Source organism: Chitinophaga sp. CCNWYY40 (assembly GCF_037483205.1).
GTDB lineage: Bacteria > Bacteroidota > Bacteroidia > Chitinophagales > Chitinophagaceae > Chitinophaga > Chitinophaga ginsengisegetis.
Genome location: NZ_JBBHLF010000007.1, coordinates 242,637 through 262,312 on the forward strand (window position 1 = coordinate 242,637; position 19,676 = coordinate 262,312).

General features: G+C 46.9%; 15 protein-coding genes. 7 read left to right on the plus strand and 8 right to left on the minus strand.

The features are described from left to right. Positions 1–50: 50 nt before the first annotated feature. Together V7S65_RS26510 and V7S65_RS26515 are read right to left on the minus strand one after the other, a co-directional pair. Positions 51–638 carry a DUF6134 family protein gene (locus V7S65_RS26510; RefSeq protein WP_111579895.1) on the minus strand — a complete coding sequence of 196 codons (588 nt, stop codon included), beginning with the start codon at positions 636–638 and terminating at the stop codon, positions 51–53. 140 nt (positions 639–778) lie between these two features. Then, positions 779–2,629 carry a 2-oxoacid:acceptor oxidoreductase subunit alpha gene (locus V7S65_RS26515; RefSeq protein ID WP_079471078.1) on the minus strand — a complete coding sequence of 617 codons (1,851 nt, stop codon included), beginning with the start codon at positions 2,627–2,629 and terminating at the stop codon, positions 779–781. 281 nt (positions 2,630–2,910) lie between these two features. Between V7S65_RS26515 and V7S65_RS26520 the strand changes: the two genes are divergently transcribed. The 3 genes from V7S65_RS26520 to V7S65_RS26530 all read left to right on the plus strand — a co-directional run bounded on the left by V7S65_RS26520 (position 2,911) and on the right by V7S65_RS26530 (position 5,161). Further along, a complete protein-coding gene (locus V7S65_RS26520) occupies positions 2,911–3,651 on the plus strand; it encodes a Bax inhibitor-1/YccA family protein (RefSeq protein ID WP_079471079.1) in 741 nt (246 codons plus the stop codon). 261 nt (positions 3,652–3,912) lie between these two features. Continuing rightward, entirely contained in the window at positions 3,913–4,230 is a 318-nt protein-coding gene (locus tag V7S65_RS26525) for a carboxypeptidase-like regulatory domain-containing protein (RefSeq protein WP_079471080.1), read from the plus strand. A gap of 184 nt (positions 4,231–4,414) precedes the next feature. Further along, positions 4,415–5,161: a head GIN domain-containing protein gene (locus tag V7S65_RS26530; RefSeq protein WP_159454359.1), complete on the plus strand. Its 747-nt coding sequence runs from the start codon at positions 4,415–4,417 to the stop codon at positions 5,159–5,161. 104 nt (positions 5,162–5,265) lie between these two features. On the opposite strand, the gene V7S65_RS26535 is transcribed toward V7S65_RS26530, so the two are convergent. From V7S65_RS26535 to V7S65_RS26560, 6 genes are all read right to left on the minus strand, one after another. Then, on the minus strand, positions 5,266–6,672 hold the full coding sequence (locus V7S65_RS26535) for a 2'-5' RNA ligase family protein (protein WP_310009996.1): 1,407 nt from the start codon (positions 6,670–6,672) through the stop codon (positions 5,266–5,268). Positions 6,673–6,681: 9 nt separating this feature from the next. Beyond that, a complete protein-coding gene (gene kynU, locus V7S65_RS26540; protein WP_336388998.1) occupies positions 6,682–7,950 on the minus strand; it encodes a kynureninase in 1,269 nt (422 codons plus the stop codon). A gap of 388 nt (positions 7,951–8,338) precedes the next feature. Beyond that, positions 8,339–11,899 (minus strand): efflux RND transporter permease subunit, encoded by a 3,561-nt coding sequence (locus tag V7S65_RS26545; protein ID WP_336388997.1) that lies wholly within the window; start codon positions 11,897–11,899, stop codon positions 8,339–8,341. 29 nt (positions 11,900–11,928) lie between these two features. Further along, on the minus strand, positions 11,929–13,053 hold the full coding sequence (locus tag V7S65_RS26550) for an efflux RND transporter periplasmic adaptor subunit (RefSeq protein WP_336388996.1): 1,125 nt from the start codon (positions 13,051–13,053) through the stop codon (positions 11,929–11,931). Positions 13,054–13,089: 36 nt separating this feature from the next. Beyond that, positions 13,090–14,448, minus strand: a complete 1,359-nt coding sequence (locus tag V7S65_RS26555; RefSeq protein ID WP_336388995.1) for a TolC family protein — start codon at positions 14,446–14,448, stop codon at positions 13,090–13,092. A gap of 4 nt (positions 14,449–14,452) precedes the next feature. Beyond that, entirely contained in the window at positions 14,453–15,064 is a 612-nt protein-coding gene (locus V7S65_RS26560) for a TetR/AcrR family transcriptional regulator (protein ID WP_111579892.1), read from the minus strand. A 165-nt stretch (positions 15,065–15,229) separates the two neighbouring features. On the opposite strand from V7S65_RS26560, the gene V7S65_RS26565 reads away from it, so the two are divergent. The 4 genes from V7S65_RS26565 to V7S65_RS26580 all read left to right on the plus strand — a co-directional run bounded on the left by V7S65_RS26565 (position 15,230) and on the right by V7S65_RS26580 (position 19,605). Next, a complete protein-coding gene (locus tag V7S65_RS26565; protein ID WP_079471087.1) occupies positions 15,230–15,838 on the plus strand; it encodes a DUF502 domain-containing protein in 609 nt (202 codons plus the stop codon). Between the two features lie 156 nt (positions 15,839–15,994). Beyond that, on the plus strand, positions 15,995–16,975 hold the full coding sequence (locus tag V7S65_RS26570) for a zinc dependent phospholipase C family protein (protein ID WP_235015964.1): 981 nt from the start codon (positions 15,995–15,997) through the stop codon (positions 16,973–16,975). Positions 16,976–17,168: 193 nt separating this feature from the next. After that, complete coding sequence (gene serC / locus V7S65_RS26575) at positions 17,169–18,239, plus strand: 3-phosphoserine/phosphohydroxythreonine transaminase (protein WP_079471088.1); 1,071 nt, start codon at positions 17,169–17,171, stop codon at positions 18,237–18,239. A 121-nt stretch (positions 18,240–18,360) separates the two neighbouring features. Then, positions 18,361–19,605, plus strand: coding sequence for a DUF1015 domain-containing protein (locus tag V7S65_RS26580; protein WP_336388994.1), 1,245 nt, complete (start codon positions 18,361–18,363; stop codon positions 19,603–19,605). Positions 19,606–19,676: the final 71 nt, after the last annotated feature.

Genomic DNA, 19,676 nt, shown 5'->3' on the forward strand with positions numbered 1-19,676 from the left:
ATAGATGTGATTGTCCTGGTAAGCTATCAGGATAATCACATCCTTCGCAGTTAGCTTATTTTTACAAAAAAGGCTTTGCCCAGTGTATGATTTACCTCTACCTGTTTTAAGATGCCGTTTTCATATTTGAATACATTCTTTTTTCCCTCCGGCAATATAAGCTCATACACGCCCCCTCCCAGCGATTTCACAGGCAGGAAACGGCCCAGCGTTTCAGAAAACACACGGCTCAGTTGCCGGGGTTCCATAAAATAAAGATCCGCCACACACTCTTCTATTTCCGTATCTATTACTGATTTTGCGCCGTTAACTATTATCGTGTATTCCTTACCGTTACGATGGATAGTAGTCTGTTTATCTTCGCCCGATTTACCGGATACCCGTGAAACCTTTGCAGTGGTGAGTACATTATTGCTGTATTCATTCGCAATGTCGCTGTTGATCTTCGACAACATGATCTGGATCCGTGTTTTGATAATGATGCTTTTGGCGTTTCCGGCGAGCTTGCGGTTAGCTTCAATGGTCCCTACTGCGTGATTGGCAATACGCACTTCGAAAGTATTGGTTTGGGCTTTTGCCTGTAAAAACAATACAGCTACTGTGAAGGTGATAAACAATACCCTAAAAAGACTATTCATAATAGTTGACTTAAACTAACAATATTTTCCCGGGGAAGTAGTAGCTGCAAGTGTTCCTCCCATCAAGGAAAATACAAAAAATCCTGCCACTACGGACAGGATTTTTTATTGTGTACTTTAAAATAATATACGGCAGTAGCTTATGCCAGCATTTCCCTGATCTTTGTGATCAGTTCACCTTTGGTAATAGGTACGCCCATAATTTTATGATAGCCCTGTGCATCAATCAGGAACTGATCACGGATAATTTTGATCAGCTGGCCGTTATTGATTTCAGGAATCAGCACTTTATCATAGCTGTGCAGTATTTCCCCCAGGTTTTTGGGGAAAGGACGGATGTAGCGGATATGTGCATGCGCTACTTCATGTCCTTCTGCCAGCAGGTCCAGCACAGCGCTTTTGATGGCGCCATAGGTGGAGCCCCAGCCCAGTACCAGGATCTTTCCTTTTTCCGGACCGAGTTCTATTTTCTGCAACGGAATATGATCCGCGATCTTATCTACCTTTTCCTGGCGGATCTTCACCATCAGCTGGTGGTTTTCCGGATCGTAGCTCACGTTACCGGTGATGTTCTGTTTCTCCAGGCCACCAATACGGTGTTCCAGGCCAGGTGTACCGGGTACTGCCCAGGGGCGCACCAGGTTTTCATCACGGTGATAGGGCAGGAATTGTTCCTCTCCTTCTTCCAGTCCCTTCTTGAATTTCACTTCAATTGCGGGCAGGTCGGCAGCTTTAGGGAAGCGCCACGGTTCAGAACCGTTGGCGATATAGCCATCACTGAGGAAAATAACCGGGGTCATGTGCTTTACAGAGATCCGGAAGGCTTCAAATACCGCCTCGAAGCAGTCTGCTGGTGTGGATGCGGAAACAATTGGCATCGGGCACTCTCCGTTACGGCCATAATATGCCTGTAACAGGTCGGACTGTTCCGTTTTGGTAGGCAACCCGGTAGAAGGGCCGCCACGTTGAATATCAACGATCATTAAAGGTATTTCCAGCATTACTGCCAGTCCCATTGCTTCACCTTTCAGTGCCATACCGGGGCCGGAGGTAGTGGTAACGCCCATATGACCGCCGTAGGAGGCGCCAATGGCGGAGGTGATCCCCGCAATTTCGTCTTCCGCCTGGAAGGTACGGATACCAAAATTCTTAAAGCGGCTCAGTTCATGCAGGATATCGGAAGCCGGCGTAATCGGGTAAGTACCGAGGAACAGGGGCAGGTTTGCTTTCTGCGATGCTGCCACCAGGCCATAAGCCAGGGCGGTGTTACCGGTAATACTGCGGTAGGTACCAGGTTCCATCCGTGCCTTTTCCACGCGATAGCGGGTGGTAAAGGCTTCTACAGTATCAGCAAAGTTGTAGCCGGCATGCAGTACTTTCAGGTTACTGTCCAGGATATCCGGTTTTTTGCCGAATTTCTCTTTCAGGAACACTTCTGTATTTTCCATGTTACGGTCGTACAGCCAGTAGAGGAATCCCAGCACAAACATGTTTTTTGCACGGTCTTTCTCTTTCATACCCAGGGTAGTATCCTTCAGCGCTTCGCGCGTCATTTTGGTTACATCCATTGTATGCAGCTGGTACGGCGCCAGGGAACCATCTTCCAGCGGATTTACGCCTTCCGGGTAATTGGCGAGGCGAAGGTTTTTAGCGTCAAACCCATCGGTATTGGCGAGGATAATGCCGCCTTTTTTAAGTCCTTTCAGGTTAGCCTTCAATGCTGCAGCGTTCATCACTACCAGCACATCGCAGGCGTCGCCCGGGGTGAATATTCTGTTAGAAGAAAAGTGTAGCTGGAAACCGCTCACGCCGGGTAATGTACCTATCGGGGCACGGATCTCCGCCGGAAAATCCGGGAATGTGCTCAGGTCATTACCGAATAATGCGGTATTGTTTGAAAACTGGGTACCTGTTAACTGCATCCCGTCTCCACTGTCGCCTGCAAATTTTATCACTACATCCTCCAGCTGTTGAATCGAAGTATTAGGCATCTATTTATTCTTTTTAAGATATTCTTTTTAAAGATGTAAATTTAGGTAATCGGGAGGTAGGAACCCACAGCCCTGCAATATTATTCCCGATCCGATTACAAAAGTACACAACTTTAGTAGACTATTCTTACCGGAATAAAGCATTCCCATTACTTATAGTTATGGCTGATAACGGGAAGTTATGGTTATAGAAATGCTAATTTTGCCCTTTTTCAGTGGTATAACTGCCCCTGATATCAAATCAAATCGTATTTTTAACCCATAAATTTAAACTATACTTTATGGCACTCTTTCAATCGAACAACCCTGTACTGAAGCAAAGTGTATTTGATAAAGCGCCTCACATCGCAGGGGAGACCATGACCATCCGTGGAACCGTTAACAAAATGTCTTTTATGCTCCTGCTGTTAATGGCGGCTGCAGTTTTTTCCTGGGGAGAATTTTACAGAAATAGCGGCAGCGTAATGCCATTGGCATTTGGTGGCGCCATCGGTGGATTTATACTGGCATTGGTGATTATTTTCAAAAAAGAATGGTCGGCTTACCTGGCCCCCGCATACGCGATAGCAGAAGGTTTATTCCTGGGTGCTATTTCCGCCATGTTTGAAACCAAATGGCCTGGCATCGTAATGCAATCCGTAGGTTTAACCTTTGGTACTTTCATTGCCATGCTGATCCTCTATCGCACAGGGGTGATCCGGGCAACGGAGCGTTTTAAATCAATTGTGATGACTGCCACCCTGGGTATCGGTATCTTTTACCTGATCGCCATTGTATTGCGCATGTTTAATATTGAGATGCCGCTGATTCACAGCAGTGGTACCTTTGGAATCATATTTTCCCTGGTGGTGGTAGCTATTGCGGCCCTGAACCTGATCATGGATTTCGATATGATAGAACAGGGAGCTTTACAGGGCGCCCCTAAATATTTTGAGTGGTATGCCTCCTTTGGTCTGATGGTGACACTGGTATGGTTATACCTGGAAATACTGCGCCTCATGAGCAAGTTAAACAGAAGATAAGTATTACAGATACAAACGTCATAGAAAGGCCGCCACAGCGTATGTGGCGGCCTTTCTTTTTAAATATATGTTCCATTGTTTTTGTTAATGTCTTCCAAAAAATATGTTAAATGGCAAGGCTCCAAAACAGTATGGCATCGTAATTGCAAAATCGGGCTATAACAACAAGTTCTTTTACATCTTAAAACAGTAATAAAAAAAATGCTAACACCTTTACTTACCATGTAACCTTTATTGTTAAACCGTTTAAAATTGTAAGCTATGAAGAAGATAAAAGTAAGCATGTTAGCACTTGCAGCTGTGGCGATTGGAGCCTTCGCATTTAAGGGCGTTGATGGTGGATCCATAGCAGGTAAAGTAACACCGGCAGATGGGGCTACTGAAGCCTGGGCCATTCAGGGAACAGATACATTAAAATCGCCTGTTACTGATGGCGCGTTTAGTTTTCAGGCAGCGAAGGCCGGTGCGTATACCGTTATAGTAGGAGCGAAAGCGCCGTATAAGCCTGCAACTGTTACAGATGTTAAAGTGGAGGATGGAAAATCCACTGATTTAGGAGAAATTAAATTAGCACATTAAACAAGAGCAATAGTTTGTTTTCATAGGGGTTAATCAAAAAGCCGGTTCCGTACGTCTGTACGGCCGGCTTCTTTCATTTATAGCCTTCCTGTCTTCTCCCAAAAACTATCTTTTTTCACCCCATAGGGGTAAGTGTTTCTCTAAACGTCATTTCTTTAAGCACCTCTTTTTTAAAATGATGTTTATGAAAAAGCAGTTTATTATAACGTATACAAGTTTGAGTATTGGATGGCTGCTGCTGATGATTGCCATCTTTAGCATTATTTTATCCGGCTGTACCAAAGAAAACATTTCGGGCTCCGGTAATGTGGTGACGGAAACCCGCACCACAGACCCTTTTACGGATGTGGACATATCAGGACCATTTGAGGTACACCTGTTGCAGGAAAACAACGCGAAGGTGGAAATAAAAGCGGAAGACAATATTATAGGCGTGATAGAAACAGGCATGCGCAGCAACACTTTATTCGTCCGGGTAAAAAACGGGGTCAATATCCGGCATCATCAGCCCATGAAAGTATATGTTCACAATCCTCTTTTTCAACGGGTAAAATTTGATGGTTCGGGATCCTTAGATAATCAGGATACCATACATACTTCCTTATTTAAGTATGAACTAAACGGCAGTGCCGATGCGGCGCTTATACTGGATGCTGCCACTCTTAACACTACTATCAACGGTTCGGGCAACATTAACATGCGTGGATTTGCCGGCTCGCTGAGCAGTGATATCAATGGCAGCGGCAACATTGCCGCAATGAACCTGGAAGTGCAAAATGCCAGTATTACTATCCGTGGTTCCGGCGGGCATGGCGTGTATGTAAGGAAAAACCTGGACGCCAGGATCTATGGCAGCGGAAATATTGTTTATACCGGTGAAGCGAAAGTGGTAGCGGAGGTAAAGGGTTCCGGTAAGGTAGTAAAGCAGTAATGATGTAAACTTCGTATATCCTACACTGTTATACTGTCTGTGTTTAAAATGAAAAGGCCCCTGCAAGTGCAGGGGCCTTTTATTATTTTAAAGATGGGCATTTATCAGGCGCCACCTAATTTGCATTTCTGCAGCACTTCCCATGATTTACCGTTGTGACGGAGGAAGTAGAGGTTGTTTACTTTAAAAGTAGCCTCGTATTCCTTGTTCTCATATTCAGGCCATGCTTTGTTGAACTGATCATCTTCCAGGTCTTTAAATGCCACGGTAACGTGTGGGGTAAATCCTGTACGTGCCAGCATGGTGCTGAAGCCAAATTCCTTACGCAGGAAGTTGATCAGCTGACGGTGCATAGCAGACATGGTTTCACTTTTTTCCACGTTGATGAACAGTACACGGTTCTGTTTATTCGGGAAAGTACCGAAGCCTTTCAGGGAAACTTCGAAAGGCGCCTGTGTTTTGGCAAATTCCGTCAGTTCATCACAGAAAGCTTTTTCCAATGCCGGATCAGCAGTGAAAGGTACCTGCAGGGTAATATGTGGCAGCACTTTCAGTGCGTACATAGGACCGTATTGTTCTGCAAATTCCTGTTTGATCTTTATAATTTCTTTACCTACTTCTGCAGTTGGCAGCAGTGCGATAAAGTATATTTTGTTATCTGGTTTTGGCTCAAAGCGCTGAGGTCTTCCACCTTGTCTTGGAGCGCCGCCGCCACGGTATCCACCGCCGCCGCCACCGCCGCGATTGTATCCACCGCCACCGCCGCCGCGATCGTAACCACCGCCGCCACCGCCGCGATTGTAACCACCGCCGCCACCGCCACGATCGTAACCACCGCCGCCACCGCCGCGATTGTAACCACCACCGCCGCCGCCACGGTCGTATCCACCACCGCCGCTTCCGCCGCGATCGTATCCACCGCCGCCACCGCCGCGATTATAACCACCGCCGCCACCGCCACGGTCGTATCCACCACCGCCGCTTCCGCCGCGATCGTATCCACCACCGCCACTGCCGCCGCCGTAGCCACCACCACCACGGTTGTAGCCTCCGCCACCGCCGCCGCGATCGTATCCACCGCCGCCACTGCCGCCGCCGTAACCACCACCACCGCGGTTGTAGCCACCACCGCCGCTTCCGCCGCGATCGTATCCACCACCACCGTTGTAGCCGCCACCTGCGCCATCTCGGTTGTAATTACTGCCACCACCATCTCGGTTGTAGCCACCACCACTGCCGCCATCACGGTTGTAACCACCACTTCCGCCTTCACGGTTGTAGCCGCCACCTGTGCCGCCATCACGATTGTAGTCTGTGCGCGGACGATATCCGCCTTCTCGATTGTAACCAGTGCGCCCTTCTGAGCCACCACTGTTGTAGTCGGGTTTGCCGCCTTCCCGCTCGTTATTTAAATTGGGTTTGTCATCGCCTTTCTCCTTATTGGGATCATTCTCTTTGTTGGTATCAGAAGAATAAGGCCTGCGGGGGCGTTCGTTTCTCTCAAAAGTCATCTTACTTAATTAAGCGTTTGAAGCAATATTAGCTATGATTTCATAAAAATGAAATACGTCCTGATAGGAGTTATATAAGGGTGCCGGTGATACCCTGATAACTCCGGGCTCTCTCCAGTCAACGATTATACCGGCATCGGTCATCCGTTGATGTATCTCTTTACCTTTGTCTAGGAACAACAAAGATAACTGAGCGCCGCGTTCATTACAATTTTTCGGTGTTATAATCTGGAAATTTATGCCTTTTAACTGTTGCAAAAGAAATTCAAGATAATTGGTCATTCCTTCACTTTTGATACGTAAAGCGCCGATACCGGCTGCTTCAAATAATTCCAGGGATGCTTTCAGGCTAACCATGTTAAACACCTGAGCGGTGCTCTGTTGCCATCCTTCAGCTTCTTTTTTAGGCACAAACCCTTTTCCCATTTTAAAACGTGCACTCTCTTCATTGCCCCACCAGCCACCCAGTCTAAGAAAATTACGGTTGCTGGCGTGTTTCTCATGCACAAATGCGCCTCCTACTGCGCCGGGACCACCATTCAGGTACTTATATGAGCACCAAACGGCAAAATCTACTTCCCAATTGTGCAATTCTACCGGTATATTTCCTGCTACGTGTGCCAGGTCGAAACCTGCGTAAGCGCCGGCCTTATGCGCAGCTGCTGTTATAGCGGGTATATCAAAAAACTGTCCGGTATAATAGTTTATACCTCCAAACAAAACCAATGCTAAGCTATCACTTTCTGTGTTAATAATCTCTAAAATATCTTCCAATCTTATCAAATGTTCTCCGGGTCGCGGGGAAACTTCTATGATGGCACTTTCCGGATCGTAGCCGTGGAACTTTACCTGGGTTTCAACTGCGTACTGATCGCTCGGAAAAGCTCCTGCTTCCATTAACACTTTAAACCGCTGTTTGTTTGGCCGGTAAAAACTAAGCATCATCAAATGCAGATTCACCGTCAGCGTATTCATCACCGTCAGCTCCTGCTGACTCGCACCCAAAATCGCCGTTAAAGGCTTACTGCAATACTGCTGATAATATAACCATGGATTCTTAGCCTCCCAATACCCCTCTACCGCACATTGTTGCCAATCCGCCAACTCCTGTTCTATCGCCGATTTCACATTTTTCGACTGCAATCCGAGCGAGTTGCCACATAAATAAATAGCATCCTTTCCGTTACGTTGTGGAAAATAAAACTGGTCTCTGAATTTGTTTAAGGGATCCTGTTGGTCCTTCTCCTTAGCAAACGCTAATGATGCTACATACTCCATGGTCTTCCAATCTTTCGCCTTAGTATTCTTTTAATGGCGGTGCTGCTATTGTCAAGAAAGCTGTGCTGATTATCTTATTTCTCTACTTACTGATTATTACAGGCTAAATGCCCTAACTGTTCAAAACAGGCGTCTCTTATTATAAATTATCTCTTATTTTATCATATGGCATATAAGGCTAAGGCTGTATATGGCTAGTAACGTGTCAACAACTGTCTGAAGGGTCAAAAGTAATAAAGGCTTTCCAAATGCCACTCATTCCAAATGTTAAAATTTGTTAATGAAAGAAAAAAAGTCTTTCCGGCCGTAATATACGAAAAAAATCCGTCCCGAAGAATCGGGACGGAGACTGTTAACCTACAACTGTTACACTGTATTGAAAAAAAACTTAATTAACGGAGATACCATCCACTTTCTTCTTCCCCAATACCGGCTCCTCTTCAGCAACCTCCGGCTCCGGGAAGAAATCATATGGTTTTGGCGACAGGTACTTCGGATCGTGCATTTTCCTCACCTCATCCCGTTTCATGAACACCGCCTTGATGATCAGCACCAGGAAAGGCACGTACTTCAGCCACCGTGGCATATTAAACCTATCCAGCACGTCAATGGAACGCTTGTTCATCGCGTACATCACCGGCACCAGTACCAGGGTCAGGAAGGTCGCAAAAATCAACCCGTACACCATTGTCCAGGCCAGCGGGCCCCAGAACGCCACGTTATCCCCACCAAAGAAGATATGCGGCTTAAACTCACTGAACAACGCGGCAAAGTCGATGTTAAAGCCCACTGCCAGCGGGATAAGACCCAAAATAGCAGCAATAGCCGTTAATATTACCGGCGTCATACGGGTACGACCCGCTTCCACCACCGCTTCATATACCGGCATCTTCTGCTGGATTAATAAATCCGTGAACTCTACCAGTACGATACCATTACGTACCACAATACCCGCCAGGGCCATAATACCCACGCCCGTCATTACAATGGAAATATCCATTTTAAAGATGGAGAAGCCCAGGAACACACCTATAATACTGAACAGGATCTCCATAAAGATGATCATCGGGCGGCCGATGGAGTTAAACTGGGTCACCATAATCATCAGGATCAGCCCAAATGCACCCAGCATCGCCATCATCAGGAAGTTCATGGTTTCCTGCTGGTCTTCCTGTTCACCGGTCATCTTAATAGTCACAGAATTCGGATGGGTAAAGTCCTTCAGGGATGTTTCAATATGCTGCACCACTTCATTCGCATTTGCACCGGTTAAGATGTTGGAATACAGGGTAATTACGCGTTTCTGGTCGATACGCTTAATACCCGCATAAGTATTGGAATAATGAATATCCGCTACCGCCGACAATGGCACCTGGCGTATTGCCCCGCCCATATTCATGTCGCGGTATACCAGGTTGAGGTTCATCAGGTTATTGATATTATTCCGCTGATCCTCATTTAATCTTACCATAATCTTATACTCATCCTTCGCATCACGGATCTTGGAAGCCTCAAATCCAAACAGCGCTGTACGGAGGGCGCCACCAATCTGACGGGTGGAAATACCTTCTGCATTCGCCCGCTCACGGTCAATATTCACTACGATCTCCGGTTTATTATCTTCAAAATCGCTCTTCAGTTCCTCCACACCCGCAATCTGCAGGGAATCGAGATAACGTTTAAGTCTGAACGAAGAACTGGTCAGCTCATCAAAATTATCGCCGCTGATTTCAATATTGATAGGCTTACCGGTTGGCGGACCACCCTGCTCCTGCTCTACCGTGATATTGGTTCCCGGGATACCTTTTACCGCGTTACGGATTTTATCAAGATATTGTACGGTCGACTGCCCATCTCTCGCACCAAATTCCACGAAGGCTACCGTTACTTTACCTTTCTGCGGCTGCACGCTGAGATCCATCTGTGAAGGATCGCCGGCGCCTTTGGCCACATTGGAAATAATAGATTCCACTATCGGGTTCTTTTCACCCACTACCTTAGTGATACGCTTTTCTACCAGGTTGGTGATAGAATCGGTATACTTCTGATCAGTACCATTGGGTAACTCTATATAAGTATAGATGAAGTTGGGATCTGCCTGCGGGAAGAACACCACTTTCGGATTTCGTATAGCCGTCAGCATAATACTGAAGATCAGTAATCCAAACGTGGCCACCACAATCCATACCGGGCGCCATCCCAGCAAACACCACTGCAATATGCGTTTGTAACGATCCTGCACTTTGGGCCAGAATCCGTGCTGGAAACGGCGTGCCACGCCACCTAACCAGAAACGTTCCAGTACAATCACCAGGTAAAGGAATACTACAAAGTTGCCCACACCCATGCTGCCATTGGCATAACCCACCAGGGCCAGGAAGGCAAACACGGCGGAGAGGATCGTGAATTTCTTATCAAACTTAGGCTTGGGATGATTCTCCCCTTCATGCCTGTCCATGAAATCCACTGCAAACACCGGGTTAATGATATAGGCCACCACCAGGGACGCACCCAATGTAGTGATCAGCGTAACCGGCAGGTAGAACATGAACTTACCGATCACACCAGGCCAGAACAGCAGTGGCACAAACGGCGCCAGCACTGTAAGGGTACCGGAAAATACCGGCAGGAACACTTCTCCCGCAGCTATCTTAGCGGCCTTCACAATGCCCAGGTCCTTTCGCTGGTTATAAATACGGTGTACGTTTTCTATCACCACAATGGCATCATCCACCACAATACCCAATGCCAGCAGGAAGGAGAACAGCACCATCATGTTTAACGTAAACCCGTACATCGGCATCAGTAAAAATGCAATGAACATGGAAATTGGTACGGATAACGCCACGAAGATCGCGTTCACCGCTCCCATGAAAAACATGAGGATCACTGTTACCAGCAGGAAGCCGATAATGATGGTATTGATCAGGTCATGCAGGGTTACACGGGTAGATTTAGATTGATCTGCCGTGATGGTTACTTCCAGGTTTTTAGGGAAGTAATTTTCCTTCATGTCTTTTGTAATCGCCTGGATCTTATCGGATGCGTCGATCAGGTTTTTACCACTCTGTTTAATAACGTTGAGGGTGATTACATTTTTACCGCCGAGGCGTGCATAGCTTTCCTGTTCCAGGAAACCATCTACCACGTTGGCAATATCTTTCAGGTATACCGTTGCGCCGGACTGGCCGCGTACAATGATGTTACCTATTCTTGCAGGGTCTTTATATTCTCCCTTTACACTCAGGGTACGTTTCTGACCATCCATCGCAACAAGACCACCGGAGATGGTGATGTTTTCTCCCTGGATGGCGCCGATGATATCTTCGAAGCTGATCTGCGCCGCGTCCATTTTGTATTTGTCCACGTTGATCTGGATTTCGCGTTCCAGTTCCCCTACGAGGTCTACACGGGTAATTTCATTCAGCGCTTCAATCCGGTCTTTCATGTCATCTGCATACTTTTTCAGTGTTTGCAGATCGAAGTCGCCGGAAAGGTTTACGTTCATGATAGGAATCTGCGACACATCTATCTTCACAATCTGCGGTTCCTGGGTCAGGTCCTTCGGCAGATCTTTCTTCGCATCATCTACTTTTTCACGCACCTGCTGACGGGCAGCTTCAATATCTTCATTGGCATTGAACTCGATGGTGATCGCAGAGAAATCCTGCATGGAAGTACTCTTGATCTTCTTTACACCGGAGATGCCGTTTAATTGTTTTTCTATCGGTTTGGTTACCGTTGTTTCCATATCTTCCGGGGAAGTACCGGCGTTAATGGTATTGATATAGAACTGCGGGAACACTACCTCCGGGAACTGTTCCTTCGGCAGGTTAATATAGGAAAGTATACCTGCCAATGCAATGATAATGGTGGCTACGTATACGCTCACTTTATTATCAATGGACCAGCTGGTAGGCTTAAATTCTTTATGGAGATTGTCTTGCATACACTTGGTTTTAGCTGTTTGAATCAGCTTTATAATTTAATCAGGTCGTTATCGTTCAACCCCTGAAAACCGGTGGTGATAATTTTATCACCTGTTGTCAAACCACTCTTTATTTCAGCCTTATCGTTGTATGTGCGGCCCATATCTATTGTTTTGCGTTGTGCCACCATTTTACCATTGGCATTCTGCGCTACCATTACATAGGGTTTTCCGGAGGTGTACTGGATCACGCTTACCGGGATCACTACCGCGTTTTTAGCGGTATAATCTACGATCCTGATGCGGGCAATCATGTTAGGACGCAGGCCTGCATCCGGTTTCAGCGGCACTTCAATTTTGATGGTGCGGCTCAGCGGATCAATGGTCCTGGAAGCAAAACCAATAGTACTGCGTATTTCACGGTTAATATCCGGGAAAGACAAGATCACTGCGTCGCCTGATTTCAGCAAACCGGCGTAAGCTTCTGCTACGTTGGCAGTTACTTTCAGGTTGTTGGCGTTTACCACGCGGAAGGCAGGTGCGCCAGGTGCTGCATTGTCGCCTACTTTAGCAATTACCGCATCTACGGTACCGCTGATAGGTGCAATGATGCGGGTTTGCGATTGTTGATCCTGCAGGGTAGCCATCTTCCTTTCCAGGCTTTCTTTCTGGTTTTTGGCATTGAGATACTGTACCTCAGAACCTATTTTCTGTGACCACAGATTTTTCTGTTTTTCAAACAGGGTGTTAGCCAGATCCATCTGGGTGCGGAGTTCGGCCATGTTGGCTCTCAGCACCTGGTCGTCTACCTGGGCCAGTGTTTGTCCCTGTTTTACTGCCTGTCCTTCTCTTACAAAAATGTTGGTAATTACTCCCGGTACACGGGCGGAAACGTTTACGTTTTCACGGGCGTCCACACTTCCCTGCACATCTATATAATGTTCAAATATGGTATCCGTGATAGCGGTTACGGTTACATCTTTCATTTTCTGCGCCGTGGTATCTTTCACACCCACTTCTTTTTCCAGCGCGGCTATTTTTTTGTCGATGTTTTCGTTATATTTTACTTTCTCCTGTTTCAGCTTCTCCAGCTGTTCAGCTTTATTTCCGCCACCACCGCAGGCTGCGAGCACCAGGGTAATAAAAGGGATCAGGAAAGAATATTTTTTGATCATATAGTTAGTAGTGAATGGTGATTGAAATAATGAAGCTTATAGTTTGCCGTACGATTTCAGCAGATCTACTTTGGCTACAATAGCGTTAAACAATGCAGTGAAATAATTATTCTGTGCAGTAAGCAGATCGTTTTCAGCGGTGGTCATTTCCAGGCTGGAACCTACGCCCTCCCTGTATTTGATCTGGGTGGTGTTATACACGTCCTGCGCCAGCTCCATGTTTTTCTCCTGTGCTTCCAGCGTGAGTACGTTGTTGCGGAAAGTGGAGTACGATTGTTCTCTTTCCAGGTCGATGCCCAGCTTTGCATTTTCAATAGCCACTTCACTTTTCTTTACAGCCAGCCATGCCTGGTCTACCTGGCGTTTACGCTGCATCCCACTGAAAATAGGAACAGAGAGGTTCAGTCCTGTGTTTACATAACCGTACCACATCTGGTTCTGGAGGTAATCAAATTTATCGCTTCCCCTGATGGCGCCGGTAGAACCGAACAATTGCAGGGAGGGTAAACCTTTCAGCTTATATCTTTTCAGATCATATTCATTTGCTTTCTTTTGCGTTTGCAGCAACTGGTATTCGATCCGCTGTGAGTAGTCGAATTTATCCATGTCCAGCACATCTGCAGCAATCCTTTCTGTAGAAAGTGTATCCGTTAACGTTATGGCTTGTTTCAGTGGCATGCCCATCTGGTATTTCAGCGAAGCGGTACCAATTTCAATCAGGTTACGGAGTTTGGTTTGTTCTGTTTGCAGGTTGGTGTATTGTACCACCAGGCGGTCTACATCCAGTTTTTCCGCGAGGCCGTTTTTATAGATCTCTTTGGTTTCATTGAGGATCTTTTCCAGGGAACTGATGTTTTCGGAAAGGATGGTCAAAGCCTTGTTGGCCGACAGTACATTGTAATAGGCCTTGTACACGGTGGATTTCACGTCTATTTCCGCTTTTTCCACGCCCTGCGATACGAGATCTTCCAGTGTTTTACGGGCCTGTAAAGCTACGAGTACACTGGGGTCGAAGAGTGTTTGTGTAAGTTTCACTTCACCGAGCAGGTTATGCGGCAGCTGGAAGGAAACTGCGGTAAAGGAATCTTTGGGCAGGCCAAAGTTCCTCATGTTAAACATTTGTTTCTGGGTGATCGGGTTGTACTGGTAAGAGCCGGTACCAGCGATGTTGGGCAGTGCCAAACCGCTAACCTCCTTGTTCTTGGCCAGCTGGATGAGTTCGTCCAGTTTAGCGGTTTTAACGGTGCTCTGATTAGCCAGTGCGTAGTCTACCGCTTCTTTGGCAGACAAACGGATGGGTTCAGGCGAAACCTGCTGCTGGGCGCCGGCGATGGTGGCCAGCGACAACAGCCACACCCCAAAAGCCATACTGGTGAGCCTTTTGATTGATAGCATAGTGTTATTTATTTTGCGATAGTTGTTTATATTCTTCAATAAGCTGGTATCCTTTTACGGAAGCCACCCCATATAAAAAATTCTCCAGCAACACTTTCTGCACTTTGTTCATATCATTGGCGCCAGGGAACACTTCCGGTTGAAAACAGATCATACAAGCGTATATCCTGTATTGGGTCAGTATTTTAATGTCGATGTCGGGCCGGTATACTTTTTCACTGATGCCTCTTTCCATATTTTCACGGATCATGGTGGCCAGGGTGTTGTTCCGGTAGTCGAGGAACAGCTGGTAGGCTTTGGAGTGAAATTTCTGCAGGTCCAGGAGAATGACAGGGTTCATATTGCGCAGGCGGCGATCCAGCATGTCCATCACCAGGAATAACTCATCAATGGCGTCTTTCGATTTTTTCCGGTCTTCAATACAGTCTTCGGTAACGATATTTATGAACCGGCCGATGGTTTGGCAAACCATATCGTCCTTGTCGGTGAAGTGGGCGTAAAGCGTTTTCTTCGAGATCCCCATTCTTTCAGCGATGTCATCCATCGTAATAGAGCGGGTACCAAACTGACGAAAAAGGCCAAAAGCCGTGTCCATAATACGTTCCTGTACTTCCATAAATTTACAGCATTAACCCTGTTGTTATGCAGGACAAAACTATGGAAACTTTCCAAACTTCCAAAGTTTCCAGTATTATTTTTTTAAATGTGGCAACATTCAATTAACCGCCCTTACTTCCTCCTTTAAGCTTTATTGTCTAATTTGCAGCCCTAATCACAAACCATGTCGCCAAAGCTTAGATTAAAAGTATTTGCATCAAGATTGCTGCGTTACTTCTTTCAGGGATTGCTCATTCTGGCGCCCATTGGTATTACTGCGCTTACCTTGTACTGGGCCTTTATTACTATTGATAATATTATTCCGAAAGAGCTGATTCCGGAAGGCGCCTCTTTCAGTTTTCTGAAGTACAAAGGAGTAGGATTTGCACTGGTACTGCTGCTGATCATCGTGGTAGGTTATCTCAGCTCCTCCTTTATTATCGGGCGGATCTTTGATTTGTTCGACCACCTGCTGGAGCGTACGCCTTTTATCAAATACATCTATACTTCTATCAAAGATGTTTTTGATGCGTTTGTAGGGGAGAAGAAAAAATTTGACCATCCGGTGCTGGTGCAGATATACGGAGTGGATGTTTGGGAGATGGGGTTCATTACGCAGACAGATGTCAGCAACCTGGGCCTCGAGGGATATATGGCAGTATATGTACCGCACGCCTATGCCATTACCGGTAAGGTGTTTATGGTGCCGAAAGAGCGGGTTAAACCACTCACCAACGTTTCTGCCGGCGAAGCCATGAAGTTTGCCGTAAGCGGTGGCGTTACGCATATCTGATCCGGGGATGCGTCGTAGATGAAGCGTAGATACCCCGTAGTTGAAGCGTGCTTAAATTATTTGTCTGTATAACAATGCTGATATTTTATTATCCCTGGAGATAAAATATCAGCATACTTTTTTTCGCTATATTCGTCTTCCCAAAAATATAGTGACATGTTAACCCACACCTGGCTACGGATTCCCGTATTATTTACTGTAATCATATTTTCCTGTACAGATGTTTGTGCATGGGGATTTTTTGCGCATCAGCGGATTAACCGGCTGGCTGTATTTTGCCTGCCGCCGGAAATGATGATCCTCTACAAGCCGCAACTGGAATACATCACGGCGCATGCCACTGATCCGGATAAGCGCCGCTACGCGGTAGCCGCGGAAGGCGCGCGGCACTACATTGATATCGACCTGTTCGACAAGCCGCCCTACGCGCAGATTCCCCGCAACTGGGCCGATGCGGTGACTAAGTATTCCGCCGACTCCCTGAACCGCAACGGTATCCTGCCCTGGCATCTTGAAAAGATGATGGCCATGCTCACCGCCGCATTCCGGGAAAAGGACCAGCAGCGCATTCTCCGGCTCTCCGCTGAACTGGGACACTACATTGCAGATGCACACGTGCCCCTTCATGTTTGCTCCAATCATAACGGCCAGTTTACCGGCCAGCAGGGCATTCATGGCCTGTGGGAATCCCGCATCCCGGAATTACTGGCAGATAAAACGTTCGATTACTGGGCAGGAAAAGCCGTGTATATATCCGAACCCCGTAAATATATCTGGGACATTATCAGGGTAAGCGGAATGGCCGCAGATACAGTACTGGCTTACGAAAAGCGGCTTAGTGAAAAGTTTCCGCCGGGCAGGCGTTACGGATATGAAAACCGGAATGGGGTATTAATCCGTACTTACGCAGAAGACTATACGAAAGCATACGCGCTTTCGATGGGCGACATGGTTGAACGAAGGATGAAAAATGCAATAGCCGCCGTGGCTGCAGCCTGGTACACCGCCTGGGTAAATGCGGGACAGCCCTCTTTGCAGGAGCTGAACCACACCGTCCTTACCCCGGAGGAGGTACAGGAGATGGAGCTGCTGCAGCGTCAATGGCTGGAGGGTAAGCTGCCGGTGAGGGAGGAATGAGCCGGTTAAAATATTTATGCTAATACTTAATAATTAGAAAAGAAATTTTATCTTTGCCCGTACCATCTTTTAGCCTGTCCTACACCACGCGCCTTACTGGTTTTAAAACACCCGTGCCGTTTTTTTTCCGTTTCCTTAGAAAAACCAAAACAAAGTGGAAAGATCAAAAAATGAATTTAATCTGAATCGCAACATGAAGGTGCATAATTTTAACGCAGGTCCTTCTGTATTACCCAACGAGGTATTGTACAAGGCCAGTAAAGCTCTGATTGACTTTGAAGGGTCAGGGATGTCTATACTGGAAATTGGCCACAGAACGCAACCGTTTATAGCGGTGATGGACGAGGCGCGCAACCTGGTGAGGGAACTGATGCAGCTTGATGACGACTTTGAAGTACTCTTTTTACATGGCGGAGCCACCACGCAGTTTATGCAGGTGCCAATGAACCTGCTGGAAAGCAGCGAATCTGCCGCATATGTGGATACCGGAGTATGGTCCAACAAGGCCATCAAAGAAGCAAAATTGTTTGGCTTCGCCGACGTTGTGGCGAGCTCCAAAGAAAGCAACTACAATCACATTCCCAAACAGTTCACCATCCCCCCAAAGGCAAGTTATCTGCACATTACCACTAACAATACCATCTATGGTACACAGTGGCAAATGACACCTGTTACCGACGTACCCCTGGTAGCAGATATGAGCAGTGACATCATGAGCCGCAGCATGGACTTTAACAAGTACTCGCTGATCTATGCCGGTGTACAGAAAAACATGGGCGCCGCAGGCGCTACAATGGTAGCTGTACGCAAAAGCATACTGGGCAAGGTAACGCGCAAAATACCAGCCATACTGGATTACAGGAACCACATAGAAAATGGTTCTATGCTGAACACCCCTCCCGTATTCGCTGTGTACATTTCCATGCTCACACTCCGCTGGCTCAAAGAGCAGGGAGGTATCCCGGCCATTGAAAAAATCAATGATAAAAAAGCAGCACTCCTCTACGATGAAATCGATCACAACCCGCTGTTCCGCGGCACTGTAGTGAAAGAAGACCGTAGTAAAATGAATGCCTGCTTCATCATGGATAAACCGGAAATGGAAGAAGAATTCCTGAAATTCTGCAAGAAAGAAGATATCGTTGGTATCAAAGGACACCGTCTCTCCGGCGGATTCCGCGTATCTATGTATAACGCATTGCCATATGAAAGCGTTGAAGTAATGGTGGAAGCCATGAAATACTTCTCCCTGAAAAAGGCATAAGAAAATATCCTTATTGTATTACGGAGTTGCAGACAGATCCCCTGACTGCAACTCCGTAATTCGTTAGCGGTAATCCGTAATTTTTTTATTATTACATTTACCACTCACACATATCTACATCATGGCTATTATCAGACCCTTTAACGGATTAAGGCCTACAGAAGATCTGGCAGCAAAAGTAGCTGCAAGGCCGTACGACGTACTCAGCTCGGAAGAAGCCAAAGCAGCGGCATCCGGTAACCCCTACTCATATTATCATGTTTCAAAATCTGAAATAGATCTGCCCGAAGGAACAGATACCCACAGTCAGCCCGTATATGATAAAGCAGCGGAAAACCTGCACCGCATGGTTCAGGAAGGTACCCTTTTCCTGGAACCACAAGCGGCCTATTATATCTATAAACTGGTAATGAATGACCGCGCACAAACCGGACTGGTATGCGTTTCCGCCATATCAGACTATAACAACGGCATCATCAAAAAACACGAGTTTACCCGGCCCGATAAAGAACTGGACCGCATTAATCATATTAAAACCACCAAAGCGCAAACCGGCAACGTATTCCTCGCTTACAACGATGTACCGGAAGTAAACGCCCTGGTTGACCACTGGCAGGAACACAACAAACCAGTGTATGATTTCACCGCCGAAGATGGCATCCAGCACACCATATGGGTGATCAATACTCCCGCTGCCATCCAGGACATCACTACCCTGTTCGCCGAAAAGGTGCCCTGCACCTATATCGCCGACGGCCATCACCGCGCCGCTTCCGCCAGCCTCGTACAGGCTGCATTTGAAAAAGAAGGGAAGATCACCTCGGTGGATAACCCCGTTAACTATTTCCTCACCACCATTTTCCCGGCCAGCCAGCTGGCCATCCTGGATTATAACCGCGTGGTGAAAGATCTTAACGGCCTGAGTAAGGAAGCACTCCTCTCCCGCCTGGACTACGATTTTACCGTGGAAGAAATCGGGCACCTGCCGCAACAGCCCTCCATGCTGCATGAATTCAGCATGTACCTCGATGGCAGGTGGTACCGCCTGGTTGCAAAAGAAGGTACCTACACGACCGATCCCATCGGCATCCTGGATGTAACCATCCTTTCCAATAACATACTGGACAAACTGCTGGGCATCAAAGACCAGCGCACCGATAAACGCATCGACTTCGTAGGCGGTATCCGCGGATTGAACGAACTGGTGAAACGCGTGGACAGCGGCGAAATGAAAGTAGCATTCGCCCTTTTCCCGGTAACCATTCAGCAATTGTTTGATATTGCCGACAGCGGAAATGTAATGCCACCGAAAAGCACCTGGTTTGAGCCTAAGTTACGCGATGGACTGATTACGCATATTATTTAAATATACTATACGCTTCCCCGGTGATTTATCCGCCGGGGAAGCTTTTTATTTCATCATCCCCTTTTTACCCA

Coding starts and splice junctions, on each gene's coding strand:
- V7S65_RS26560 (WP_111579892.1), bottom strand. CDS start 15,064: ATGGAAGTACAGGAACGTATTATGGACACGGCTTTTGGCCTTTTTCGT.
- V7S65_RS26530 (WP_159454359.1), top strand. CDS start 4,415: ATGAAAAAGCAGTTTATTATAACGTATACAAGTTTGAGTATTGGATGG.
- serC (WP_079471088.1), top strand. CDS start 17,169: ATGAAGGTGCATAATTTTAACGCAGGTCCTTCTGTATTACCCAACGAG.
- V7S65_RS26555 (WP_336388995.1), bottom strand. CDS start 14,448: ATGCTATCAATCAAAAGGCTCACCAGTATGGCTTTTGGGGTGTGGCTG.
- V7S65_RS26515 (WP_079471078.1), bottom strand. CDS start 2,629: ATGCCTAATACTTCGATTCAACAGCTGGAGGATGTAGTGATAAAATTT.
- V7S65_RS26535 (WP_310009996.1), bottom strand. CDS start 6,672: ATGACTTTTGAGAGAAACGAACGCCCCCGCAGGCCTTATTCTTCTGAT.
- V7S65_RS26565 (WP_079471087.1), top strand. CDS start 15,230: ATGTCGCCAAAGCTTAGATTAAAAGTATTTGCATCAAGATTGCTGCGT.
- V7S65_RS26525 (WP_079471080.1), top strand. CDS start 3,913: ATGAAGAAGATAAAAGTAAGCATGTTAGCACTTGCAGCTGTGGCGATT.
- kynU (WP_336388998.1), bottom strand. CDS start 7,950: ATGGAGTATGTAGCATCATTAGCGTTTGCTAAGGAGAAGGACCAACAG.
- V7S65_RS26550 (WP_336388996.1), bottom strand. CDS start 13,053: ATGATCAAAAAATATTCTTTCCTGATCCCTTTTATTACCCTGGTGCTC.
- V7S65_RS26520 (WP_079471079.1), top strand. CDS start 2,911: ATGGCACTCTTTCAATCGAACAACCCTGTACTGAAGCAAAGTGTATTT.
- V7S65_RS26570 (WP_235015964.1), top strand. CDS start 15,995: ATGTTAACCCACACCTGGCTACGGATTCCCGTATTATTTACTGTAATC.
- V7S65_RS26580 (WP_336388994.1), top strand. CDS start 18,361: ATGGCTATTATCAGACCCTTTAACGGATTAAGGCCTACAGAAGATCTG.
- V7S65_RS26510 (WP_111579895.1), bottom strand. CDS start 638: ATGAATAGTCTTTTTAGGGTATTGTTTATCACCTTCACAGTAGCTGTA.
- V7S65_RS26545 (WP_336388997.1), bottom strand. CDS start 11,899: ATGCAAGACAATCTCCATAAAGAATTTAAGCCTACCAGCTGGTCCATT.